Origin of the sequence: Nitrospira sp. ND1, assembly GCF_900170025.1 — a bacterium.
Classification (GTDB): Bacteria; Nitrospirota; Nitrospiria; order Nitrospirales; family Nitrospiraceae; genus Nitrospira_A.
This window is the reverse complement of the sequence record NZ_FWEX01000006.1, coordinates 1,311,730-1,335,338: the sequence shown is the minus strand read 5'-3', so window position 1 is coordinate 1,335,338 and position 23,609 is coordinate 1,311,730. Positions and strand designations below refer to the sequence as shown.

Sequence of the window (23,609 nt, the reverse complement as noted above, 5' to 3'; positions counted from 1 at the left end):
GTCAGCCCGTGGGTGAGGAAAGGGGGATGCGTGCACTTGTCTGTGTCGGACGAGCGACGCTTCACGAACGACGCGTCTTACACCAGCGCCGTGCCCGGCGGCCTCTCGATGAGTTCCACTTCGTAGCCGTCCGGCGCGTCGATAAAGATGAAGCGGCTGCCGGAGGAGGTTTTGGTCGGGCCGTCGGTGATTCTGATCTGTTTGGATTCCAGCGCCCGGATCGTGTCGTCCAGGTTCTCGACCTGAAAGGCGAGGTGCACCAGGTCTTCCTGCACGGTCACCGGTCCGCTGGCGGGAAAGCTGCACAGTTCGATGAGTTCCTCGCTGTTAGGTACTTTGAGGAACGCGAGGTGCGACCCACGCGGCGAGACCTTGCGCTCCAGTACCTCCAGGCCCAATACGTGCTGATAGAAGCGGATCGTTTGATCCATGTCGCTGACCCGCATGCGGGTGTGGAGGAGTTTTGTGACTTTCATACGAGGAGCTTATAGCAGTTGGCGTATAGCTGATGGCAAGAGAAGAAATGATAGGCTATCAGCCATTAGCTCTTTCGTGCCGGCCCGGTCGTCTTGCGCAGCAGAATTTCGGCGTAGCCGGGGATGAGAAAGTTCGGCATGGGACCGATTTCCTTGTAGCCCTGCTTGCGGTAGAAAGCCCGGGCGCCCTCGTTAAAGTCCGACACACAGGCAAACATGTTAACGGCTCGCGCAAACGTCAGGGACTCGACGTGGGTCAATAGCCGGCTGCCCAGGCCTTGCCCCACGGCCGACGGGGAGATCCCGAGTAGTTCCAGATAATCTCCGAACAGGAATTTCCTGCGCACGATGGCGATGCCCAACACATTCCCTTCGATCTCCAGCACGAATGTGTCTCGTCCCGCGGGCAGCGGTGCAAAGATGCGGTTCCAATCGGCGGCAGTGAAGCCGAGCCGTTTCCAGGGGTCGGAGCCGGTCAGAATCCCGACCACGGGATCACGATCCTCCTCTCGCATGTCGCGGATTATGGTGCGGGTGTGGCCGTCGATTGGTTGCATCGTAAGAGGTCCGATACGGTCATCGGGGTCAGGCCTTTGGCCGGCAACAGGGTGGCGGCCAGGGTTTCGGTCACTTCGCGGGTATGCTTGCCCTTGCCGTTGGCATGCATGACGATCACACTGCCAGGCTTCATGCGTCTTTGAATGCGGGTTATGATCGCCTCCGTCGTCAGCGTCGGGTCGGGATCGCCGGATTCGATATTCCACAGGATGAACTTGAGCCCGAGGGTTTTCACGGCGTCAACCGTTTGGTCGTTATATTCTCCATAGGGCGGCCGGAATAGGGTGGCCGGGCGACCGTATTTAGTCTTGAGCAGGCGCACCGGTCCCATGATTTCCTGTTGCTGTTCCTCGACCTCGTGCATCGGCAAATGGGCATGCACCTCGCCGTGGGTGCCGATTTCGAAAAACGGTACGGCGAGCAGCTTCTTGACCTCGGCATCGTGCTTGGCCATCCAGCGGCCGGACATGAAAAACGTCGCCGGCACCTTATGCTCGATGAGGAAGTCGATCAGCTCCCGGTCGAATCCGGATGCCGTGCGCACGGGGCAAAGGTCATAGGTCAAAGCCACGGCAGGGCAGGAAGCCGGCCCCGCCTTGATGACCTGCGCCTCCGCGAGAATAGCCTGAAGGGCGAGTGCCATTCCGCAGATCGCCGACAGTCTGATCCAGAACTGCTTGCCACGCATGGGCGCAGTATACCCGAAGGCACGAAGCGGCGATAGTTGACGCTCTGTCCGGGTGGCTGCTACGGTGAAACCATGCAGGGACCAGACTGGAAAATCGGCCGGATGTTCGGGATTCCCATCCACGTGCACGCCTCGTGGCTCTTTGTCTTTTTCTTTGTGACCTGGTCGTTGGCGACGGGCTATTTGCCCGACGTGCTGCCCGGTCTCACCGAGCCGCGATATTGGGCGATGGGCGGTGTGGCGGCCATCCTCCTGTTTGCGTCTGTCCTCCTACATGAGCTCGGCCACTCCCTGGTGGCCCTTCGGTATCGGATTCCGATCAGTCAGATCACGCTGTTTATCTTCGGGGGTGTGGCGCAGATGCGAAAGGAACCGCCGCATCCCCGGGCTGAGTTCTTGATTGCGATTGCCGGTCCGATCGTGAGCTTTCTTCTCGCCGGTCTGTGCATCGGCATGGTCGCGCTGTTGGAGTTCCTTCCGACAGGATCCTCCGTGTACGGGTTGGTGGCGTTGGGGACGCTGCTCGGGATGGTCAACACTCAGCTGGGCCTGTTTAATCTGCTCCCGGGTTTCCCCCTGGACGGCGGTCGCGCCTTGCGGGCCGGGTTGTGGGCCTGGAGTAAGGACTACTATCGCGCGACAAGCCAGGCGGCATTGGTAGGGTTGTTGTTCGGCGTGAGCTTCGGCCTCTTCGGGGCCTTCCTCCTTGTCGGGGCGCTTTCCGGTACCGTCTCCGGCGCTCTGGCGAGCAGCGGGGGATGGATCGTGTTGTTGGGGGCGTTCTTGTTCGCCGCCGCGCGCGGGAGCCGGAAGCAGGCCGCTATCCGCGGGTCACTGGCGTCGGTGCCGGTCCGCGAGTTGATGGTCAGTAATGTCGTGGCCTTATCGCCAGACACCACGTTGGAGGAGGCCGTGAACCAGTATTTTCTCCCCTACGGTTACGGGGGATTTCCCGTGGTTCAGGACGGCCGGCTGGTCGGTGTTGTGGGGGTGCGCGATGTGCAGACGGTGAGCAATGGGCTCTGGGCGTTCCGCCGGGTGGCCGATATCATGCAAACCTCCAGCGACGACATGGTGGTGTCGCCGGATCTCTCGGCGATGCAGGCGTTGGAGCAGATGTTGGCGCTGGGGGCCGAGCGGCTTGTGGTCGTTCAAGACGGGCAACTGTTGGGCCTGGTGACGCGCGCATCTATCGGGCATTTCATTGAGCAGCGACATCCATCCGGCAAGGGTTCCTCCTCATAACAGGATCAGGAACGCGTCCACACGCGGTCTTCCTTGCTTCCCAATTCTCCTACGCATCAGACAACTTCTGCCCGATCAGGAGAGGCTTCTTTGCTATACGACGGCCGTCTGCATTGGCATTCGTGGGTCACGACTGCGCCGAGGAGCACCAGCGCCGAGGAATAGTAGACCCAGAGCATGAGGAGCACCACTTCGAGCAATGACCCGTATAGTTGAGTGTAGACGGCGGCATCTTCCAGATAGGTCACGAACAGGGCTTTGGCGGACACCCATAAGAGGCTGAACACCGCCCCTCCGATCGTCGCCTCCCGCCACGAGGGCCGCTGATGCGGAAGAAATCGATAGAGACAGGTGACGGAGGCGAACGCGAGCAGGAACGGGAGCGAATAGGCGATCAGAAAATCATGGGCGGCGATGGCGACCAGGTTCATGCCCAGGAAGCGGGGCGCATAGGCCGTCAAGAGTTCGATCGCCTGGGTGGCGACGAAGGAGATCAACGTCAAGAAACCCAACATCCAGATCAACGCGACCGCCACCAGCGTGGAAATCAGCGGATGCCGCTTGGCCGCCGTGCCGAATACCGTGTTCATGGCGTAGTCCAATTCATAGAATACCAACGCGCTGAACCAGCCGAACGCGAGAAACACCGCCCACCGGACTTCTTCCTGTTCCGCCACGCGTCGAATATCCCTGGCCAGGCGTTCTCCCATGCTGGGAAGAAAGCCTTTCAGAAACCCCAGGAGAAATTGATACCCGATCACATCCTGGCTGACGATGAAACTGATGCCGTAGAGCAGCAGGAACACCATGGGGAAAAGCGACAGCAGGGAGAAGAAGGCCAGCGAGGCGGCCAAGCTGAGACAGCCTCGCCGTCGAAAGGTGTCGAAGACATTGGAGAGAAACGACAGTTCAGTCATGCCATCCTGGCTGGTGTGGAGTCGGTGTGCTGCGACACATGGCCCGGTCCGGGGCGCGGTATGAGGAAGGCCGGCGCGACGTCGTTGCAGGAATGCGGACGCCACCGCAATGAGGAACGGTTCGAGATGCTACTTCAAGAGCGGCGCGGCCTGGCTGGCCAACGACCACAGGCCATTGGGGAACAGACCCAGAAGCACCACGCCGGCGAGGGCGCAGGCCAGAACCAATGACAGGGCCGGAGAGGTTTCCAGTCGTGAATGGGTGGCAACGGAACCCTCAGCCTCGCGCATATACATGACCATCACGACGCGCAGGTAGTAAAAGGCTGAAATTGCGGCGAAGATGACGGCCACGATGGCCAGCCATGTCATGCCCCCGTTCACCGCGGCCATAAAAATGTAGAACTTGCCGATGAAGCCTGCGGTCGGGGGAATGCCGGCCAGTGACACCATGAACACCAGCATGAAAAACGCGGCGAGCGGTTCGCGTTTGGCCAGCCCGGCATAATCTTCGATCTGCTCGCTCTCCTGCCCTTCTTTGCGCAACATGCCGATCAGGGCAAATACTCCGAGCGTCATGAACGAATAGATGGCGATATACAGCAACACGCTCGCGAAACCAGTCGAGGCTCCTTCGCCGCTGTGGCCGCCTGCCACCACGACTCCGATCAGGGCATACCCGGCATGGGCGATGCTGGAATAGGCCAGCATGCGTTTAATGTTGGTCTGGACGATCGCCACGAGGTTGCCCAACGCGAGGGTCGCCAGGCAGATCACGGTAAACAAGACCGACCAATCGGCGCTGGCTGCTCCCAGGCCCTCCACGAACACCCGGAGGAAGGCGCCGAAACTGGCGGCTTTCGAGGCGACGGCCATAAACGCCGTCACGGAGGTCGGGGCCCCCTGATAGACGTCCGGGGTCCACATGTGAAAGGGCACCACGGCCATTTTGAATCCGAATCCGACCGCCAGCAGCACCAGCGCCATGGAGAGGAGCGGATCTCCGGTGCCATGTGTGGTGATCGCGGCTGCAATGGCCGACAGGCCTGTGCTGCCGGCCAGGCCGAACAACAGCGAAATGCCGTACAACAAAATTCCGGACGAGAAGGCGCCCAGTACGAAATATTTAGCCGACGCCTCCAATGATCGCGCTTCTGTCCGCTTGAGTCCGGCCATCACATAGAGCGAGAGCGACATCAGCTCGGTTCCGAGGTAGATGGTCAACAGATCGGCGCCGGACACCATGACCATCATTCCGGCCAGTGCGAGCAGGATGAAGCCGTAGTACTCCCCGATACTCAGGCGTTCGGCTTTGAGATACGCCAGGGAGAGCAGCACGGTGAGTCCGGTGACGATGTACAGCAACAATTTCCAGAATGCCGCATAGGCATCGATCACGACCATGCCGCTGAACGCCGACACACGACCCGTCATCTGAGAGGAGGTGAGGCCGATGCACATGGCCAGCGCACCTAATGTCAGCCAGGCGAGGACGTCTTTCTTGGAGGCTTCAAGGATGGGATCCAGCGTCAGAATGAGACAGGCCGTCCCGATGACGATGAGTTCCGGAAGGATCGTGAGCAGGTCCTGGAGTGGAAAGGTCATCGTGCCGCTGCCTGTTCAGAAGATGAGGGAGAAAGGATTGCCGCGATCGCGGCCGTCGGCTTGCCTGCGGTGACCGGAGCCTGCTGCTGCTCGACCGCCGCCGTAGGATTCTTCGGACCGCCAAGCAGATGGGTCACGCTGGCATGCATACGGCTCAACAACGGGTTTGGAAAAATTCCCAGCGCGAACACGAGTACGATCAAGGGGACCAGTGTCGCGGTCTCGCGGGCGTTCAGGTCCAGAAGATGCGCGCGATGGGCGGCAGACGGGGTCCCGAAGACCACCCGCTGCATCAGCCAGAGGATGTAGGCTGCGGCCAGGATCACCCCCAGTGCGGCCAGGGCCGTGGCAAATTGACTCCAGACAAACGTGCCGGCCAGGACGAGAAATTCGCCGACGAAACTGTTGGTGCCCGGAAGTCCCAAGGACGACAGGGCAAAAATCATCAAGAAGAGCGCATACCGCGGCATCGGCCCGGCCAGGCCCGTATTGTCCTGAATCTGGCGGCTGTGGGTTCGTTCGTAGATGATTCCGACGCACAGAAAGAGTCCCCCGGTGGTGATGCCGTGATTCACCATTTGCATGACCGCCCCTTCGATGCCCTGAATGTTCAGGACAAAGATCCCCAGGGTGACGAAGCCCATGTGGCTGACGCTGGAGTAGGCGATGAGTTTCTTGATGTCCGTCTGGGCCAGGGCCATGTAGGCGCCGTAAATGATGCCGATGATCGAGAGCGCGATCATCGGCTTGGTGAAGCTCACGGTGGCGTCCGGCAACATCGGCAGGGTGAAGCGAAGGAAGCCGTACGTGCCCATCTTCAGCAGGACACTCGCGAGAATCACGCTGCCTGCGGTCGGTGCCTCCACGTGCGCATCAGGCAACCAGGTATGGAAGGGAAACATCGGCACCTTCACCGCGAAGGCGGCGAAGAAGGCGAGGAACAACCACATCTGGAGCGAGGCGCTGTAGGTGCCGCGGCTCAATGCCAGGATGTCGAAGGTATGTCCGCCCTGGAAGTACAGGGCGAGGATCGCAACCAGGAGCAACACGCTGCCGGCCAGGGTGTAGAGGAAAAACTTGATCGCCGCATAAAGGCGGTTGGGACCGCCCCAGACGCCGATGAGCAGATACATCGGGATCAACATGGCTTCCCAGAACACGTAAAACAGCACGAAGTCCAGGGCCACGAACACTCCTAGCATGGCCGTTTCCATGACCAGCAGCATCGACATGAACAGCTGGACGCGCTTGTCAATCGCCGTCCAGGACACGGTGACGCAAAAGGGCATGAGAAACGTCGTCATCAACACCAGTGGAAAACTGATGCCGTCGAGACCGAGGCTGTATTGCACCGGTGGAGAGCTGATCCAGGAGGCCCGCTCCACGAACTGCATCCCGGCGGTTGAGGAATCGAAGAGCCACCAGAGCGGCAGGGAGAGTGCAAAGTCGGCGACGGTCACGCCGAGCGCCAGCCAGCGGGCGGACTCCGCCTTGACCAGCAGGCACAACAGGGCTCCTGCCAACGGCAGGAAGACGATCAAACTCAGCCAGGGGAATGAGGTCACGAATGCGTCCTTATAGTGTTCGTCGCACTAGAACAGCAAATACACCGTCAGAATCACCACGGCGCCCAGCGTCATGCCGAGCGCATAGTGCTGCGTTTGTCCACTCTGTGTCAGGCGGATGAGCCAGCCGCCCCAGGCAATGGCGCGAGCGACTCCGTTGACCGCTCCGTCAATAATCGCGACATCAACATGTTTCCAGAGCCCCTGCGCCGCCGATAGGGTCGGGCGGACCAGCGAGCGGTCGTAGGCTTCATCGATATACCACTTGTGAAGCGACAACTCATAGGCTGCGCGCCACTGCTGCGCGAGCCGGTCCGGCAAGCCGGGATTCAGCACATACAGATAGTAGGCCGCCCCGATTCCCGTGAGCCCCATCAACGTGGCGACTGCCATGATCCCGTAGGCGGCTGATCCTTCGTGATGCGCGGCTGCCCCGTCCCCATGGAAGACCGGTTCCAGGAACGCTGGAATGCCCAGATACCCGGCAACGATGCTCAGGACAGCCAGTACCAGAAGGGGAGCGGTCATCGTGGTCGAGGGCTCGTGGACATGGCCTGCGTGATGCGGATCGACGCGGGACTTTCCCCAGAAGGTGACAAAGACCAGACGGAAACTATAGAAGGCGGTCAATCCTGCCGTCAGCAGCCCACAGATCGTCAGCACCTGGCCCAAGGGACCGGATGACCAGGAAGAGACCAGCAGGTCGTCCTTGCTGAAGAACCCGGCGGTGAGCGGGAATCCTGCCAGCGCAAGTGAGCCCACCAGGAATGTCCAATAGGTGACTGGGAGTTTATCTTTCAAACCGCCCATGTGGCGCATGTCCTGTTCATGGTGCAGGGCGATGATGACCGACCCGCAACCGAGGAACAGGAGCGCCTTGAAGGCGCCGTGGGTGAGCAGGTGGTACATGCCGGCGCTGTAGGCGCCCAAGCCGCAGGCCATCACCATGTAGCCCAGCTGACTCATCGTCGAATAGGCCACCACGCGTTTGATGTCGGTCTGGGTCAGGGCGATGGTGGCGCCCAGCATCATGGTCAGCCCGCCGACCAGCGCCACGACGGTCATGGCCGTGGGAGACAGGTTATACAGCGGCGAGAGGCGCGCGACCATGAAGACACCGGCGGTGACCATGGTGGCGGCGTGGATCAAGGCCGAGATCGGCGTCGGACCTTCCATCGCATCGGGGAGCCAGACGTGCAGCGGGACCTGCGCGGATTTACCCACCGCTCCGGTAAAGAGCAGGAGGCAAATCATGGTCATGACCGAGACCTCCCAGGTGCCGCCGAAGGGGCCGAGGAGATTCGTGGTCTTGGAAGCCAGGTCCTGCGCGTGCGCGAACACGGTGGCGTAATCGAGCGAGCCGAAGGAGTACCAGACGAGGAACAGGCCGAGGATGAAGCCGAAGTCTCCCACGCGATTGACCAGGAAGGCCTTCGTGGCGGCGGCGCAGGCGCTCGCCCGTTCATACCAATGGCCGATCAGCAGGTAGGAGCAGAGTCCCACCGCTTCCCAGAAGACGAACAGCTGGAGCAGATTGTCCGCCATCACCAGCATGAGCATGGAGAAGGTGAACAGGGCGATATAGGCAAAGAACCGGGCGTAGCCCGGTTCGCCATGCATGTAGCCGATCGTGTAGATGTGCACCAGCGTGCTGACGGTGGTGACCAGAATCAACATGACGGCGGTGAGGCGATCGATGGAAATCCCGATGTGGATGTCCAGGTTGCCGGAGGTCAACCAGGTGTAGAGGGGCACGTTGATGGCCTGGCCCGTGGCCACGTCATGCAACGCCAGGAGTGAGAGCAGAAACGAACCCACCATGGCCGGAACCGCCACCAGATGCGCACGGTCCTTGATCCACTGTTCGCCGATACCGACGATCAGAAAGGCGAACAACGGCAGAAATGGAATCAACGCATACAGCATGGTCGGCGTAGTCGGTCTAACGTTTCAATAGGTTCAGGTCGTCGACGTAAATGGATGAATTCGACCGGTGCAGGGCGATGATGATGGCCAGGCCCACGGCCACTTCCGCCGCCGCGACGGTCAAGGCGAAAAAGACGAACACCTGCCCCGCCACATTGTGAAAGTATTCGGAAAAGGCCACGAAGTTGATGTTCGTGGCATTCAGCATCAATTCAACCGACAGCAGGATCACGATGATGTTGCGCCGGATCAACACGCCCACCACACCCGTGAGAAACACGAATCCGCTCAGGATCAGATAGTAGGATAAGGGTACAGCCATGGGATTACCGGTTGTTACTGCACGGGTTCATTGATGTCTTTCTTCGCCAGGATGATGGCCCCGATCATGGCCACCAGCAGGATCAACGACGCGACCTCGAACGGGAACAAATAGGTCGAGTACAAGGCTTCCCCGATCATTTCCGTATTGCCTGGTCCTGCGACGGGATCGGCTGCAGCTGCCGGAGCCATCCCGCTGGTCTGCGACTTGATGAACAGCAGGATCACTTCGGTACACAGCACCACCCCTAGCAATCCCGCCACCGGGAGCTGGTTGTGGTAGCGCTCCTCCGACTTGATGCTCAGCAGCATGACTACGAAGAGGTAGAGCACCAGGATTGCGCCGGCATACACGACGATCTGCACCGCGGCCAGAAACTCCGCATGCAGGGTGATATAGAGCCCCGCCACGTGAAAAAACATGATCAGCAGGGACAACGCGCTATAGACCGGGTTTCGCAACGCGACTACCAGCAGGGAGGTGGCTGCGATCACTGCGGCGAAATAGAAGAAGAAAATGTGGTCCATGCGTCCGTCGTCTCTTCCGAATCAGATGAAGGTCCTGCCCCCTGTTGCCCTTGCGCCCTGCCCGGTGGCAGCCTGTTCCGCCTCGGTCGTCTCGGTGTGGGGGGCCAGCACGGAGGACGAGGCGGGTGGCCTAGTTCTCCTTTTGCGGGAGATGCGTGAAGGTGACGTTGAAAAACGCCACGTTCGGATGCTGCAGCTCGAGGCGTTTTTCCCGGACGGGAAATGAACGGTCGCCGATGGCGAGCAGTTGTTGCTTGTTGAGGTGCAGCTGGCGCTTATCGTAGACGGCCCATTCAAACTCGCGAGTCATGCCCAGGGCATCCACGGGACAGGCGTCGACGCAGAGACCGCAGAACAGACAGCGCGTCATATCCATGTAGTATTCCTTCGAATACCGTTTGGTCGGTTCCCCGGGGACTTCTCCGCTGACGACCCGGATGACCCGCGAGGGACAGGCCGCTTCGCACAGATCGCAGCCCACGCATTTTTCCGTCCCGTCGTCATACCGCAGCAACGCCAGCATGCCCCGGTAGTTGTCGGGCAGCAGGCGCTTCTCATGCGGGTATTGCAGCGTAATCGGCTTGTAGTTGAGCAGGTGTGTCAGTGTCGCCTTCATGCCCACCAGGAGTTCGTAGAAGGTCAGCGTCTTCAGCCAATCGCTGAACGACGGTTTCCGCTTGGGTTGCGTTGTGACGGCGACGTTCATTTCGCTCCGTTACCGCGGGAAGAAATAGGCGGCAATGGCCGTCAGGACGATGTTGCCCAGTGCGATCGGGAGCATCACTTTCCAGCCGAACCGCATCAATTGGTCATACCGCAGGCGGGGCAGCGTCGCCCGCAACCAGAAGAACAGGAACAGGAAGAAGTAGACCTTCGCGGCAAACCAGACGACGTTTTCAATCCAGGCGAGGCTGTCCAGGCCGATGTACCCCAGGATGGTGCCCGGGTAGGGCGCGTTCCATCCGCCGAGGAACAGGGCCGCCGCGACGCAGGACACCAGAATCATGTTGGCGTATTCCGCGATGAAGAAGAAGGCGAAGCGCATGCCGCTGTATTCGGTGAAGAAGCCCGCGACGAGTTCGCTTTCAGCTTCTGGCAGGTCGAACGGCACCCGGTTGGTTTCAGCGACCGCTGAAATGACGTAGACCACGAAGGCGAAAATCTGCGGGAAGGGCATGGCGATGACGAACCAGTTCCAGAACCCGCCGGCCTGCGCTTCCGTGATCTTCACCAGGCTGAGCGAGCCGGACAGGAGAATGACTCCGACGATCGCCAGGCCAACGCACAATTCGTAGCTGATCACCTGTGCGGCGGAGCGGAGTCCGCCGAGGAGGGAGTATTTACTGTTCGAGGACCAGCCACCCAGAATGATTCCGTAAGCGCCGATCGAGGCAAAGGCCAGGATGTACAGGATGCCGATGTTGATGTCGCTGATCACGAACGGCTTGATCTGCATCCCGAACAATTCGATGGTCAGGCTCGGGCCAAAGGGAATGACGGCGAATCCGATCATGGCCGGCACCAGGGCCAGGATCGGTGCAAGGGTAAACAGGAACTTATTGGCTCCCGCCGGGATGATGTCTTCTTTGAAGAAGAGTTTGAGTCCGTCGGCGATCGGCTGCAGCACCCCGTAAGGGCCGACTTCCATCGGGCCCATACGATCCTGCATCCAGCCCAGAACTTTCCGTTCCGCGAGGGTGAGGACCATGACGGTCAGCATCACCACTCCCATTACCGCGGCGATTTGAGCTAACGACACCGCCAGTCGTAATCCGATTTCCATGACAACATTACTCCTCGTCCCGTCCTACGAGACCTTCGCGAGAGACACGTGCGCGAGCTTAAAATAGGGGATTTGAGTCCGGGGATCAATCGTCCATTCAGCGAGCTGTTTGGCCTCGCCGTCGAAATGTTCCGGAAACCACAGCAGGCCGGCCGGCACCCGTTCGCGAATCTTTATCGTCGTAGTGATGGCGCCGCGTGAGTTGGAGACTGTGACCTGCCCGCCGTCCGCCAGGCCGAGCTGAGCTGCATCCGCCGGATTGATGGAGAGGAACCCTTCCTGCTGCAATTGGAGGAGCCCCTTGGCGCGTGTGGACAGCTTCCCGGAGTGAAACAGCGTTTGCACGAACATCAGCGTGAACGGGCCGTCGTTAGTCTGCCGAGGCTGGCTCACGGCATAGCGTGTGGCCGCGTCGACTGCAAACCCTTCCGTCAGATATCGGTTCAACACCATTGGGTCGACTTTGGGTGGCGTAGGAGTCGGTCCTAACAGTCCATAACCGGGGATGACCGTCCGAATCTCTTTCAGGATCTCCCGCGCGTCGCCATATTCAAGCGGCGAGCCCATCAGCACGGAGAGCGCCGATAACATTTCCCAGTCGGGGCGGCTGTCGCCCACGGGATTGATCGCTTGCCGAACCCCCTGAACATGGCCTTCGGAATTCGTGAAGGTGCCGTCCTTTTCCATATAGGAGCAGGCGGGGAGCACCACATGGGCCATCGCCGCCGTCTCGGTGAGGAACAATTCCTGACAGACCAGCAGGTCCAACTTCCCCAGGGCTTCTTTGGCCTGGGCCGCGGCGGGCAGGGTGCCGACCGGGTTTTCCCCGACCACGAACATGGCCTTGAGAGTGCTCTTGTTTGCGGCGGCAAGCATCTCGGTCAGCGAGGCGCCGGGAGTGCGCGGTAAGTCTTCTCGCCACATGGCTGCGATGCGATCGCGGACGGGCTGGTCGTCGAGCGGAGCGGGCCCGGGAAAGAATTCGGCGACGGCGCCCATTTCGACGGCACCTTGATCGTTATTTTCTTCGGCGAGCGGCCCGAGTCCGCAGCCCGGCTTGTCGAGTTTTCCAAGCAGAATCAGCAGGTCCAGAAGATTCGTGACCGTCGCGTCTCCGCCAGGATGGCGCAGCACACCGTTGCCGACCAGGATGACCAGCCGGTTGGCTTTCGCCAGTATGTTGGCGGCCTCTGCCCATTGGGCGCGGCTCTGGCCGGTCGCCGCCTCCAGGGCCTCCCACGAGGTGCCCTGCAGAGCGGAAGTCAGACGCTGCACGAAGGCGGGCGCCTGCTGCGCGACGGCGGCATCGACCAGGTTGGCTTCGAGGACGGCCTTGGTGACGCCTAACACGGTATTGCCGAATTGCGCGGGATGCGTCGGGAAATGCTGCAGGGCCAGGTTCGTGATGTTGCTCAGAGTATCGATGGCCGGTTGGAGCGTTTCCACGGTCACGAGACTGGCCTGCCGTTTCTTGACGGCTTCTTTGACCTTGAGCCCGGTGATCGGGCTGGTCTCGGTGATGTTCGTACCGACCAGGAGCAATGCATTCGCGGCGACGATGTCTTCAAAGGCGATGGTCCAGCGATGGGTACCCTGCACGCGTCGGAGCGCCTGCACTCCGTTGAGGTGGCCATACCGCGCGCTGCTGTCGATCCGGTTGGTGCCGATCACCTGGCGCATGAACTTTTGGAACACATAGAGGTCTTCGTTCGTGCAACGGGAGCTGATAAGCCCACCGAACGCATCCGCGCCCTGCGCCAGCTTCAGGCGGAGCGCCTGTTCGGCAACATATTCCAGCGCGTCTTCCCAGGTGGTCTCGACCAACTTGCCTTCGCGACGGATCAACGGATGTGTAAGGCGGTCGGCGTGGCTGCTGGCATGGAAGCCGAAGAAGCCCCGGGCGCAGAGGTCGCCGTTATTCCGTCCGGCTCCGTGTGCGGAGTTCACCTCGATCAGTTCATTGTCCTTGGTCTGCACGGTGATCCGGCAGCCGTCGCCGCAGAAGGTGCAGATCGTGTCGGCCCGCTTGAGCATCCAGGGGCGATACTCATACATGGAGAGCCGGCTCGTGATGGCGCCGACGGGGCAGATCTGGATGCAGCCTCCGCAGAATTCGCAGTCCAGTTCATGCGGGCCGAAGTGTTTGATCTCGGTCATGGTGCCGCGCCCCACCGGAGCCAGCGCTTTCACGTCCATGATCTCATCGCAATACCGGACGCAGCGCAAACACTGCACACAGCGGTTCATCTGCGTTTCGATGAGGGGGCTGAAGTACTCTTTCTGGAAGATGCGTTTGGTTTCCGTAAACCGGCTGGTCGTCGGGGTGTATTGATGCGAGAAATCCTGGAGGTCGCATTTGCCGCCCTGGTCGCAGACCGGGCAATCCAGCGGATGGTTGGCCAGGATGAATTCCAGGACCGACTTGTGGGCGTCGTCCACCGTGGTGGTGGCGGTGCGCACGGCCATGCCTTCGGCGACCGGCGTGCTGCAGGCGGTCTGGAGCTTCGGCATCTTCTCGACTTCGACCAAACACATCCGGCAGTTGGCGTCCGGCTTCAGCTTGGGGTGGTAACAAAAATGCGGAATCATCACCCCGACGCGCCGCGCCGCTTCGATCACCAGGGTTCCCTTGGGAACCGCGACCGTCGTGCCGTCGATAGTGAGCCGGACTGTTTCTGGTTTTGGATCAGGCATAGTGGCCGTCATTCGTGAAACGTGAAACGTGAAACGCCGTGAACGGCGGGGAGCCGTCGCCCGTCTCGTTGTCGATCTTCTCGAACGACGAGAGACGCTTCAGGAGATACGTCAATGTTTGGCTCCCGCCGGTTCCGGCCGTATTAAATTTGCCGCCTCGGCCGCATGGATCATGGCGACATACTCGTGCCGCCAATGTTTGAGCGTGCTCAGAATCGGCGATACCTCGGCATCGCCGAAGGCGCAGACTGTTCGACCGGCGATGTTTTTACACAGGTCGGTCAGGGTTTCAAGGTCCGCCATCTGCCCCCGCTTGTTGACGATCCGGCGCATGATCTGCACGAGCCACGAGCTGCCTTCGCGGCAGGGACTGCACTTGCCGCAGGACTCGTGATAGAAAAACTCCATCAGCCGCAGGGCCGCCCACACCATGTCGGTGCCCTCTTCCATGACCGTCACACCGCCGGACCCCAGCATGGACCCGGCCAACGCGACGGATTCGAAATCCAGTTTGACGTCCAGGTGATCGGGCGTCAGGAAGGGCGCTGAGGCGCCTCCGGGAATGAAGGCCTTCAATTTCTTATCCGACCGCATACCGCCGGCCTGTTCGTAGATCAGTTCGCGAAAGGTGATACCCATCGGGACTTCGTAATTCCCGGGCCTCGCGACATGCCCGCTGACGCAGAAGACGCGTGTGCCGGTGCTCTTCGGCGGTGACCCGATCGAGGCGAACCATTCGGCGCCCCGGTTCAGGATGTGCGGCAGATTGGCCAGGGTTTCGACATTGTTCACCACGGTCGGCTTGTTGTAGAGCCCGTGCGTGGCGGGGAACGGCGGCTTGACACGCGGGAGGCCGCGCTTGCCTTCGAGCGATTCCAACAGCGCCGTCTCTTCGCCGCAAATATAGGCGCCCGCTCCGCGGTGTACCCAAATGTCGATCGTGGTGTTCGAGCCGAAAATGTTCTTGCCGACATATCCCGCGGCGCGCGCGTCATTGATGGCCTGTTCGAGAATCTTGGCCCCCAGGACAAATTCCCCGCGAATATAGATGTAGGAGCTGGCCGCGCCGATGGCGTAGCAGGCGAGCAACATGCCTTCGAGCAATTGGTGCGGGTCACGTTCGATGAGCTGCCGATCTTTGAAGGTACCCGGTTCGCTTTCATCGGCGTTGCAGCAGAGGTAGCGCGGACCCTGGTAGTCCTTGGGCAGGAACCCCCATTTGACTCCGGTCGGGAAGCCGGCGCCGCCGCGCCCGCGCAAGCCGGACTTCATGACCACCGCAGTCACGTCCGCAGGGCTCACCTTGCCCAGCACCTTCCGGATCGCCTGGTAGCCGCCGACGCGTTCATACTCCGTCAACGAACCCGTATAGCCGGGTTGCAGCATGTTTTTCAGCAGAATAGGTTCGTACTTGGGCATAGCTTCAGCGTGAAACGAAAAAAGTGAAAGGTGAAAGGTTGAGGCCCGTTATAGTGTTGCGTCGTCTCACGTTTTACGCCTCATGTTTCACGGCATTCGCCGGTTCCGGCCACATGAAGGGGCCGGTCTTCAGCGAACAGGTGCCGGTCTGTCGTAGGTCGGCCAGAATGCGATCCAGCTTCTCTTCCGTCAGCCGCTCGTAATAGTCGTCGTTGACCTGCATCATCGGGCCGGTTCCGCATGCCGCCAGACATTCCACGATACTCAAGGTAAAGAGTTTGTCCGGCGTCGTCTCGCCCGGCTTGATGCCGAGTTTCGCGCTGATCCAGCCGATAATCGTGTCTGAGCCGACGAGCGCGCACATGAGCGACTTGCAGACCTGCAGGTGGAATGTCCCCACCGGCTTCAAGTTCAGCATCGTATAAAACGTGGCCGTCTCGTACACCTGCGGCGGAGTCAGCCTCAAGATCCCGGCGATTTCCTGCATCGCCGCTTCGGTGACGTAGCCCTGTTCCCGCTGCGCCATGTACAGCAGAGGCAGCAATGCCGACCGTTTCACTGGATAGCGGGACAGAATGTCTTCGATCTCTGCCTTGTGCGTCTCTTTCAGCATCTATCGTGTCCCTATGCCAACACCACAATGAATCGTGAGGTTGTCTTCTTCCTGCGCGCGCCCCTCATCTATCACATTCTCCCATCACGATGTCGTAGGTTCCGAAGATGGTGATGATGTCCGAGATCAGGTAGCCGCGGGCCATGTGGTCGAAAGCGCCCATGTGAATGAATGAGGGGGCGCGAATTTTCAAGCGGTAGGGTCGCGGGCTTCCGTCGCTGACGATGAAGAACCCGAGTTCTCCTTTGGGCGCTTCAGTACCGCAGTAGGTTTCGCCTTTCGGCGGCTTGAACCCCTGCGTGAAAATAATAAAGTGGTGAATCAGGCTCTCCATGTCGCGCATGACCTTCGCCTTGGGCGGGGGAATCACGTGCGGCACGTCCGCCATGATCGGGCCTTCCGGCATCTGGTCGAGGCATTGGGCGATGATCCGCGCGCTCTGCCGCATCTCCTCCATGCGTACCCAGTAGCGATCGTACGTGTCCCCGCGTTTGCCGACCGGCACTTCCCATTCGACCTTGTCGTAGACTCCGTAGGGCTCGTATTTGCGCACATCGTAATCGACACCCGATCCTCGGAGCGACGGCCCGGTGAGCCCGAAATTGATCGCGTCTTCCGCCGAAATCACGGCCACGTCTTTGGTCCGTCCGACCCAGATCCGGTTGGACATGAGCAGCTGGTTGTATTCGTTGACCTTCTCGGGGAACGTCTGCAGGAACGCTTTCAGGCGGACCACGAGATCCGGGGTGAAATCGCTGTCCACCCCGCCGATACGATAGTAGTTCAAGGTCAGCCGCGCGCCGCAGAGCTTTTCGAACATGTCCAGCAGCACTTCGCGTTCTCGAAACGTCCAGAAGAAGACGGTCATGGCCCCGATGTCGAGCGCCTGGGTGCCGAGCCAGAAGAGGTGGCCGATGATGCGTTGCATCTCAGCGACGATCGTGCGGACGTATTCCGCCCGTTCCGGCACGGTGATGTCGAGCAGCTTCTCCACCGCGCGGACGTAAGCATAGTTGTTCGTCATCGCGCAGACATAATCGAGCCGGTCGGTATGCGGGATGACCTGCATATAGTGCAGACCTTCCGCCAGCTTCTCGACGCCGCGATGCAAGTAGCCGAGATCCGGCGTGGCCTTGACGATCCGTTCACCGTCCAGTTCCAGCACCACTCTGAGCACGCCGTGGGTACTGGGGTGTTGCGGCCCCATGTTCAACAACAGTTCTTCACGGCGACGCGTGCCGCCCTGGTGCTCAGCGACGAGGTACGCCTGCTTCTCCTGCTCCGGAACTTCCCCTTCCGTCTGTTCTTCGGGAGCTTCGTCCAGGCGCGGAATGAACGGGAACGAGCTGCGCCAGCCACGACCTTCGGTCGGGAAATCCTTACGTAGCGGATGGCCCTCTTCGTAATCCTCCGGCAGGAGAATGCGTCGAAGATCGGGGTGACCGACGAAGGTGATGCCCATCAGGTCGTAGACCTCACGCTCCATGAACTCGGCGCCCTTCCAGATACCGGTCACGGAGGCGATCTGTGGTGCATCTTCAGTCACGCGGGCTTTTAATCGGATGCGTCGGCGGTGCGCGAGCGAGAGGAGTTGATAGACTACCTCAAACCGTTCCGGGTCATTCGGGTAGTCCACCGAACAGATATCGGTGATATGGTCGAACGAGGCCTCCGGCGTGTCGTGCAGCCACCGCGCAACGTCGACGATTCGAGCGGCGGCGACGCGGGCCGTGATCTCGTTTCGGGCGGTATCCACTTCCACGCCGCGGACGGCGTCGGGAAAAGTAGTCATGAGTCGTTCAAGCAGCGGTTGCATCTTCCTCAAAGAGCCGATGGCCTATAGCCGATGGTAAGAGAAGCTCGCGCTCACAAGCGATACTCCTCTGTTCCTCTCTCACTTCACAAAGATCTTTTCGCGCTGAATCTTTTCCTGCAATTTCAACAACCCGTCCAACAGCGCTTCAGGCCGCGGCGGGCAACCGGCAATATACACATCGACCGGAACGATCTGGTCCACGCCCTGCACGACGGCGTAACTGTTGTAGTGATTGCCGGAGGTCGCGCAGGATCCCATGGAGATGACGTAACGCGGTTCCGGCATCTGATCATAGATGCGGCGAATGACCGGCGCCATCTTTCGACAGACCGTTCCCGCCACAATCATCAAGTCTGATTGGCGAGGCGATGCGCGGAAGACACCCGCGCCGAATCGGTCGATGTCGTAGCGCGAGGAGACGCTCGCAATCATCTCGATCGCGCAGCAGGCCAGGCCGAACGTCATGGGCCATAAAGAAGATTTGCGCGCCCAGCAGACGAGGGCGTCGAGATTCGTCGTCATGATATTGGCATCAAGCTGCCGTTCCAAAAAACTCATATCTGACCTTGTGGAATGTGAAAGGTGAAACGTGAAAGGAAAGACGGCAGAGCATCGTCCGCACCGTGCACGTTTGACGTCTCTCGTTTTACGGCCGTTAGTCCCATTCGAGCGCCCCCTTTTTCCAGGCGTACCAGAACCCGACGATCAGGATGCCGATAAACACGACCATTTCGACGAGCCCCACCAGTCCCAACTTCTTGAACGCCACGGCCCAGGGAAACATGAAGACGATTTCGATATCGAAGATCACGAACAGCATCGCAATGATGTAATACCGGATCGGAAACTGCACCCGGGCATCGGAGAAGAGCGGGCTGCCGCTCTCGTACGGCGCGAGTTTGGCGCGATAGGGCCGGCTCGGACGAACGATGCGTCCCAGGAGAATCTGGACGGCGCCGAACGCAAACGCGATCACGATAAAAATCAGGATCGGGATGTAGTTCAGCGGTGCGGCTTCGCTACCCATGACAGACCTGTGAATCGTGAAGCGTCGTTCGTGAAGCGTCGTGTACCGGCGCGTTTGTTCGCAAAATCGATCCGAAGAACGGCTGGAACTTCAGTCCGTCCAACTCGGGCTTGGCCATGCCCTTGTGCTGTATCAATACTTTGAATGTGCGACCCATGCCGTCCGGCCGCAGCAGGTGTATCGCCGCGTAAAACTCCGGCGATTCCGGCTGGAGCGATTCCAGCAATTGTTCGGCGCCCAAGCCGATCAAGAAACTCATCTGATTCGTAAACCCGGTGACGTCCAATCCGGCCTGGTGGCCCGTTTGCGCCAGGGCGGTGAAGTCCACGTGGGCGGTCATGTCCTGCTCCCCCACCCGGTCGTACGCATCCTCAGAGGTGGTTTGGTGGTAGTAGCAGAGGAACGTGCCGTTCTTGCGGTCCGGGCCATAGAGGTCTTCGGCGGTGTGGCCGTAATCGATCGTCAGCACGGCGCCGCGCGCCATCACCTGTGCCACCTGCGTCATCCAATCGACCGCGTCGAGATTGATTTCAGCCCGATAGCCGTCCGGCAGGTTGATCCCGCCCTCTCGCAGGTAGGCGGTGAGTTCATTGGAGAGGGGGCGGTAGACCTCGCTGAATCGCTCGTCGCGATATTCGACATAGACCTCCTGCGGCCGGCCGTCGAGCACTGCGAGCCGGTGAACAGGAAGGGCATCCACGAGTTCATTCGAAAAAAAGAGTCCGGTGACGCTGTTCGGCGGCAGATCTTCCAGGCGGTCGAGCCAGGCAACGCGACCGGCCTGTCCCACCCAGGGCGCCAGATTGTTTTGCTGCTGGGTGCGCATTGCGGCGCTGCGCTCGATCAAGATGTATCGAAGACGGTCGCGGAGGTTCGCGGGCGCGTTCCGGCAAGCGGTCAGGAAATCCCGCGCCAGCAGTCCCTTGCCCGCTCCCATCTCCACCACCGTGAAGGGGTCTGGATGCCCGAGGAGCGTGTCGAGTTGTTGTGCCTGTCTGGCTAACGCCTGGCCGAGGATCGGATGCACGTCGGAACTCGTGTAAAAATCGCCCGACCATCCGATGCGTTCCTGGGTCGGATCATCGACGGGGCGAACATAGTAGCCGTACTTCGGATGATACAGGGCGAGGTCCATAAAACGGGCGAACGGAATCGGACCAGTGGCTGCAATTTCAGCCCTGATTTCCGCCAGGAGTTGTGGATGCCCAGTGCTCAAAGTGACACCACCCTTGTCGGTAGTCGCCTCCCGTTTCATGCGCCATCGCTAGAAACAGCACTTCTACCGGATTCTCTAGGGAAAAGAGGGGGTTAGATTAGCCGCTGCCTCAGCGGCAAGTCAAGGCGAAAAGACCTGATCAGGTGGGAGAATCTCGATGTTCGACGGAGTGTTTGCTCGATCCGTCGTGAGTGAAGGGGGAGTGCCTGTTCCCTGTTACGCCCCGTGGCACTTCTTGAATTTTTTTCCGCTCCCGCAGGGGCAGGGATCGTTGCGACCGGTTTTGTCCGCCTGGCTCTGGACCGTTTGCGTGGCTGGTTCGTCGCTGCGATTGAGCACCATGCGAGGCGGAGGGGTCGGCTCGGGTGCGGGAGGGGGCGGTTGCTCGCCCCGCACGGCCTGGACGCGAAACATCCGCTCCAGCACATCCGACTTGATCCGGTCCATCATGGAGGAGAACATGTCGAACCCTTCGCGCTTGTACTCGATCAGCGGGTCCTTTTGCCCATATCCGCGCAGGCCGATGCCGTCCCGCAAATGGTCCATGCCCAGCAAGTGATCTTTCCAGTGGTGGTCGATCACCTGGAGCAGCAGCATCTTTTCCAGATACCGCATCAGCTCGGAGCCGAGTTCCTGTTCCTTGTGATCGTAGGCCCGCCGGACTTGGTTCTGAATGTCCTCGATCAGCGCATCCCGCCCGACGTCTTTGAAATGGTCTGCGACGCTGCCGTGACCCTGCGTGACGTCCAGAGCGAACTGGCCCTGCAGCGCTTCGCCAAGGCCGTTGAAATCCCATTCTTCCTGGTACTGATCGGCCGGGCAGTAGGTCTCCACGAAGGCGTTCACGATGTCCCGCATCATGTCGTGAATATCCTGCTGGATGTGCTCGCCGGCCAGCACGGCGTGGCGGTGCTGGTAGATCACTTCCCGCTGCTTGTTCATCACGTCGTCGTATTCAAGGAGCTGTTTGCGGATTTCGAAGTTGTGCGCCTCGACTTTTTTCTGAGCGTTGGCGATGGCTCTGGTGACCATCCCGTGTTCGATCGGCACGCCTTCTTCCATGCCCAGCTTGAGCATCAACTGGGACACGCGCTCGGAGGCGAAAATGCGCATCAGATCATCTTCGAGCGACAGGTAGAAGCGCGAGGAGCCCGGATCGCCCTGACGGCCGGCGCGGCCACGGAGCTGGTTGTCGATGCGGCGGCTTTCGTGCCGTTCGGTGCCGAGGATATGCAGCCCTCCGGCTGCGACCACTTCCTGCTTGTCCTTTTCGCAATCGGCCTTAATCTGGTCGAAAATTTCCTGTTTCCGTGCGTCCGTGAGGTTTTCGTCCTGGTACAGGATCCGTTTGAACAGGAAGTCGGCGTTGCCGCCCAGGAGAATGTCGGTGCCGCGGCCCGCCATGTTGGTGGCGATGGTCACGGCGCCCTTGCGTCCCGCTTGCGCGATGATCTCCGCTTCTTTCTCATGGAACTTGGCGTTCAAGACATTGTGCTTCACGCCGCTTCGGCTCAGGTAGCCGGACAGCCGCTCGGATTTTTCAATGGAGACGGTGCCGACCAGGACCGGTTGCCCACGTTCGTTGCAGTCTTTAATTTCCTCGACGATCGCCGTGAACTTTTCTTTTTCCGTCCGGAAGACGACGTCGGCGTAATCCTTGCGGACCATCGACCGGTTGGTCGGCACAACGTTGACGTCCAGATTGTAGATCTTGGCGAACTCTCCCGCTTCCGTGTCGGCCGTACCGGTCATGCCGGCCAGTTTCTTGTACATACGGAAGTAGTTCTGGAAGGTGACGGAGGCCAGAGTCTGGTTCTCGTTGGCGATCTTGACGCCTTCTTTGGCTTCCACGGCCTGGTGCAACCCGTCGCTCCACCGGCGGCCCGGCATCAATCGGCCGGTAAACTCATCGACGATGATGACTTCGCCGTCCTTGACCACATAGTCGACATCGCGCTTGTAGAGTGAATAGGCCTGGAGCGCCTTGACGACGTGGTGGACCAAATCCATGTGCTGCAGGTCGTACAGGTTGTCCACGCCCAATAGTTTCTCCACACGGACGTTGCCCTCTTCCGTGAGCGAGGCGGTCTTGGTCTTTTCTTCGATCGTATAGTCGTGCTCCGCCTTGAGCTGCGGGATGATCGAATTGATGCGGTAGTACAGATCGGTCGTTTGATCGGTGGGACCGGAGATGATCAATGGCGTACGCGCCTCGTCGATCAGAATGCTGTCGACTTCGTCCACGATGGCGAAGTTCAGCGGGCGTTGGACGCATTGACTCAGGTCGCTGACGATCAGGTTGTCGCGCAGGTAATCGAACCCGTATTCGTTGTTGGTGCCGTAGGTGATCTCGGCGCGGTAGGCCTCATGTCTGGTGCAGGGCCGCAAATGTTGCAGGCGCTTGTCCGACGCTTCATAGGTCGGATCATACAAAAAGGACGCATCGTGCTGGATGATGCCGACGGAGAGGCCGAGCGCGTGATAGAGCTGCGCCATCCATTGGGCATCGCGTTTGGCCAGGTAATCGTTGACGGTGACCAGGTGGGCGCCTTTGCCTTCTAGCGCGTTCAAATAGAGGGGCAATGTGGCGACCAGGGTCTTGCCCTCACCGGTCTTCATTTCGGCGATCCGGCCTTTATTCAGGATCATGCCGCCGATGAGCTGCACGTCGAAATGCCGCATATTCAAGCGACGACGGGACATTTCCCGGCACACGGCGAACGCTTCGGGCAGAATATCTTCCAGCGTTTCTCCGTCTTCGAGCCGTTTCTTGAACTCTTGCGTCTTCTCGGCCAGTGCCTGGTCGGACAAGGGCGTGAAGCTGGATTCGAGTCCGTTGATACGCTCGACGATCGGGCGCAACGCTTTGATCTCGCGGTCGTTTTTGCTTCCGAAGATGATGTTCAGGACTTGGGTCAACATGCAGACGCACCTTTATTCACATGAACCTTCTCACGGGCGAGACTCACCCTTTGAGCATGGGCTCGGCGGCGGAGTATACAGGAATCGATAGGGGAATCCTACCCAAACAGCGCCGGAGGTCTCAACTGCTTTGCAATGAACGGGGCCGACGGGCTCCTGTCGTTGCTTTCGCATGCGCTGCGATTTATAGTGGGGCTCACCGCTTCGCCGGCTCTTATGGGCGAAGGTCACCCACGGATTCCACTGCGGACTTCGATGCGGCAAAGGGCCACCTCCTCTCTCAGCCTCAT

General features: G+C 60.0%; 20 protein-coding genes. 1 reads left to right on the top strand and 19 read right to left on the bottom strand.

All coding sequences use genetic code 11. From position 1 onward, the window contains the following. Positions 1-77: 77 nt before the first annotated feature. The 3 genes from NSND_RS10965 to NSND_RS10955 form a co-directional block, all read right to left on the bottom strand. Positions 78-476, bottom strand: coding sequence for a VOC family protein (locus tag NSND_RS10965; protein WP_080879043.1), 399 nt, complete (start codon positions 474-476; stop codon positions 78-80). Positions 477-541: 65 nt separating this feature from the next. Next, positions 542-1,033, bottom strand: a complete 492-nt coding sequence (locus tag NSND_RS10960; RefSeq protein ID WP_080879042.1) for a GNAT family N-acetyltransferase — start codon at positions 1,031-1,033, stop codon at positions 542-544. Further along, positions 1,000-1,677: a polysaccharide deacetylase family protein gene (locus tag NSND_RS10955; protein WP_159450752.1), complete on the bottom strand. Its 678-nt coding sequence runs from the start codon at positions 1,675-1,677 to the stop codon at positions 1,000-1,002. Before NSND_RS10955 ends, NSND_RS10960 begins: the two co-directional genes overlap by 34 nt. Positions 1,678-1,794: 117 nt before the next feature. Here NSND_RS10955 and NSND_RS10950 point away from each other — a divergent pair, with 117 nt between their 5' ends. Then, positions 1,795-2,967, top strand: a complete 1,173-nt coding sequence (locus NSND_RS10950; RefSeq protein ID WP_080879040.1) for a site-2 protease family protein — start codon at positions 1,795-1,797, stop codon at positions 2,965-2,967. Between the two features lie 56 nt (positions 2,968-3,023). On the opposite strand, the gene NSND_RS10945 is transcribed toward NSND_RS10950, so the two are convergent. The 16 genes from NSND_RS10945 to secA all read right to left on the bottom strand — a co-directional run bounded on the left by NSND_RS10945 (position 3,024) and on the right by secA (position 23,319). Then, entirely contained in the window at positions 3,024-3,884 is an 861-nt protein-coding gene (locus NSND_RS10945) for a YihY/virulence factor BrkB family protein (RefSeq protein ID WP_080879039.1), read from the bottom strand. A gap of 129 nt (positions 3,885-4,013) precedes the next feature. Continuing rightward, positions 4,014-5,489: an NADH-quinone oxidoreductase subunit N gene (locus NSND_RS10940; protein ID WP_080879038.1), complete on the bottom strand. Its 1,476-nt coding sequence runs from the start codon at positions 5,487-5,489 to the stop codon at positions 4,014-4,016. Next, positions 5,486-7,054: an NADH-quinone oxidoreductase subunit M gene (locus NSND_RS10935; protein ID WP_080879037.1), complete on the bottom strand. Its 1,569-nt coding sequence runs from the start codon at positions 7,052-7,054 to the stop codon at positions 5,486-5,488. Before NSND_RS10935 ends, NSND_RS10940 begins: the two co-directional genes overlap by 4 nt. A 27-nt stretch (positions 7,055-7,081) precedes the next feature. Continuing rightward, on the bottom strand, positions 7,082-8,980 hold the full coding sequence (gene nuoL / locus NSND_RS10930) for an NADH-quinone oxidoreductase subunit L (protein ID WP_080879036.1): 1,899 nt from the start codon (positions 8,978-8,980) through the stop codon (positions 7,082-7,084). Positions 8,981-8,996: 16 nt separating this feature from the next. Beyond that, complete coding sequence (gene nuoK / locus NSND_RS10925) at positions 8,997-9,302, bottom strand: NADH-quinone oxidoreductase subunit NuoK (RefSeq protein WP_080879035.1); 306 nt, start codon at positions 9,300-9,302, stop codon at positions 8,997-8,999. Positions 9,303-9,316: 14 nt separating this feature from the next. Further along, a complete protein-coding gene (locus NSND_RS10920; protein ID WP_080879034.1) occupies positions 9,317-9,829 on the bottom strand; it encodes an NADH-quinone oxidoreductase subunit J in 513 nt (170 codons plus the stop codon). Between the two features lie 130 nt (positions 9,830-9,959). After that, positions 9,960-10,535, bottom strand: coding sequence for an NADH-quinone oxidoreductase subunit NuoI (gene nuoI, locus NSND_RS10915; protein WP_080879033.1), 576 nt, complete (start codon positions 10,533-10,535; stop codon positions 9,960-9,962). A 9-nt stretch (positions 10,536-10,544) separates the two neighbouring features. Continuing rightward, positions 10,545-11,612 (bottom strand): NADH-quinone oxidoreductase subunit NuoH, encoded by a 1,068-nt coding sequence (gene nuoH / locus NSND_RS10910; protein WP_080879032.1) that lies wholly within the window; start codon positions 11,610-11,612, stop codon positions 10,545-10,547. A 24-nt stretch (positions 11,613-11,636) separates the two neighbouring features. Beyond that, on the bottom strand, positions 11,637-14,306 hold the full coding sequence (nuoG, locus tag NSND_RS10905; RefSeq protein ID WP_080879031.1) for an NADH-quinone oxidoreductase subunit NuoG: 2,670 nt from the start codon (positions 14,304-14,306) through the stop codon (positions 11,637-11,639). A 111-nt stretch (positions 14,307-14,417) separates the two neighbouring features. Then, positions 14,418-15,725 carry an NADH-quinone oxidoreductase subunit NuoF gene (nuoF, locus tag NSND_RS10900; RefSeq protein ID WP_080879030.1) on the bottom strand — a complete coding sequence of 436 codons (1,308 nt, stop codon included), beginning with the start codon at positions 15,723-15,725 and terminating at the stop codon, positions 14,418-14,420. A 73-nt stretch (positions 15,726-15,798) separates the two neighbouring features. Further along, positions 15,799-16,338: an NADH-quinone oxidoreductase subunit NuoE gene (gene nuoE, locus NSND_RS10895; protein ID WP_080879029.1), complete on the bottom strand. Its 540-nt coding sequence runs from the start codon at positions 16,336-16,338 to the stop codon at positions 15,799-15,801. Positions 16,339-16,402: 64 nt separating this feature from the next. Next, positions 16,403-18,130 carry an NADH dehydrogenase (quinone) subunit D gene (gene nuoD, locus NSND_RS10890; RefSeq protein ID WP_235000228.1) on the bottom strand — a complete coding sequence of 576 codons (1,728 nt, stop codon included), beginning with the start codon at positions 18,128-18,130 and terminating at the stop codon, positions 16,403-16,405. A gap of 102 nt (positions 18,131-18,232) precedes the next feature. Further along, positions 18,233-18,712 (bottom strand): NADH-quinone oxidoreductase subunit B, encoded by a 480-nt coding sequence (locus NSND_RS10885; protein WP_080879027.1) that lies wholly within the window; start codon positions 18,710-18,712, stop codon positions 18,233-18,235. A 97-nt stretch (positions 18,713-18,809) separates the two neighbouring features. After that, entirely contained in the window at positions 18,810-19,181 is a 372-nt protein-coding gene (locus NSND_RS10880) for an NADH-quinone oxidoreductase subunit A (protein ID WP_080879026.1), read from the bottom strand. After that, complete coding sequence (locus NSND_RS10875) at positions 19,174-20,436, bottom strand: class I SAM-dependent methyltransferase (RefSeq protein ID WP_080879025.1); 1,263 nt, start codon at positions 20,434-20,436, stop codon at positions 19,174-19,176. The genes NSND_RS10880 and NSND_RS10875 overlap by 8 nt, the downstream gene beginning before the upstream one ends. Positions 20,437-20,613: 177 nt before the next feature. After that, a complete protein-coding gene (gene secA / locus NSND_RS10870) occupies positions 20,614-23,319 on the bottom strand; it encodes a preprotein translocase subunit SecA (protein WP_080879024.1) in 2,706 nt (901 codons plus the stop codon). Positions 23,320-23,609 lie beyond the last annotated feature (290 nt).

Excerpts from the sequence above, each read along its gene's own strand:
- nuoG (WP_080879031.1), bottom strand. The coding sequence starts at position 14,306 with ATGCCTGATCCAAAACCAGAAACAGTCCGGCTCACTATCGACGGCACG.
- NSND_RS10945 (WP_080879039.1), bottom strand. The coding sequence starts at position 3,884 with ATGACTGAACTGTCGTTTCTCTCCAATGTCTTCGACACCTTTCGACGG.
- NSND_RS10920 (WP_080879034.1), bottom strand. The coding sequence starts at position 9,829 with ATGGACCACATTTTCTTCTTCTATTTCGCCGCAGTGATCGCAGCCACC.
- NSND_RS10885 (WP_080879027.1), bottom strand. The coding sequence starts at position 18,712 with ATGAGTTTTTTGGAACGGCAGCTTGATGCCAATATCATGACGACGAAT.
- nuoL (WP_080879036.1), bottom strand. The coding sequence starts at position 8,980 with ATGCTGTATGCGTTGATTCCATTTCTGCCGTTGTTCGCCTTTCTGATC.
- NSND_RS10960 (WP_080879042.1), bottom strand. The coding sequence starts at position 1,033 with ATGCAACCAATCGACGGCCACACCCGCACCATAATCCGCGACATGCGA.
- nuoK (WP_080879035.1), bottom strand. The coding sequence starts at position 9,302 with ATGGCTGTACCCTTATCCTACTATCTGATCCTGAGCGGATTCGTGTTT.
- nuoH (WP_080879032.1), bottom strand. The coding sequence starts at position 11,612 with ATGGAAATCGGATTACGACTGGCGGTGTCGTTAGCTCAAATCGCCGCG.
- NSND_RS10965 (WP_080879043.1), bottom strand. The coding sequence starts at position 476 with ATGAAAGTCACAAAACTCCTCCACACCCGCATGCGGGTCAGCGACATG.
- NSND_RS10940 (WP_080879038.1), bottom strand. The coding sequence starts at position 5,489 with ATGACCTTTCCACTCCAGGACCTGCTCACGATCCTTCCGGAACTCATC.
- NSND_RS10955 (WP_159450752.1), bottom strand. The coding sequence starts at position 1,677 with ATGGCACTCGCCCTTCAGGCTATTCTCGCGGAGGCGCAGGTCATCAAG.
- nuoE (WP_080879029.1), bottom strand. The coding sequence starts at position 16,338 with ATGCTGAAAGAGACGCACAAGGCAGAGATCGAAGACATTCTGTCCCGC.
- NSND_RS10950 (WP_080879040.1), top strand. The coding sequence starts at position 1,795 with ATGCAGGGACCAGACTGGAAAATCGGCCGGATGTTCGGGATTCCCATC.
- nuoI (WP_080879033.1), bottom strand. The coding sequence starts at position 10,535 with ATGAACGTCGCCGTCACAACGCAACCCAAGCGGAAACCGTCGTTCAGC.
- NSND_RS10875 (WP_080879025.1), bottom strand. The coding sequence starts at position 20,436 with ATGAAACGGGAGGCGACTACCGACAAGGGTGGTGTCACTTTGAGCACT.
- nuoD (WP_235000228.1), bottom strand. The coding sequence starts at position 18,130 with ATGACTACTTTTCCCGACGCCGTCCGCGGCGTGGAAGTGGATACCGCC.
- nuoF (WP_080879030.1), bottom strand. The coding sequence starts at position 15,725 with ATGCCCAAGTACGAACCTATTCTGCTGAAAAACATGCTGCAACCCGGC.
- secA (WP_080879024.1), bottom strand. The coding sequence starts at position 23,319 with ATGTTGACCCAAGTCCTGAACATCATCTTCGGAAGCAAAAACGACCGC.
- NSND_RS10880 (WP_080879026.1), bottom strand. The coding sequence starts at position 19,181 with ATGGGTAGCGAAGCCGCACCGCTGAACTACATCCCGATCCTGATTTTT.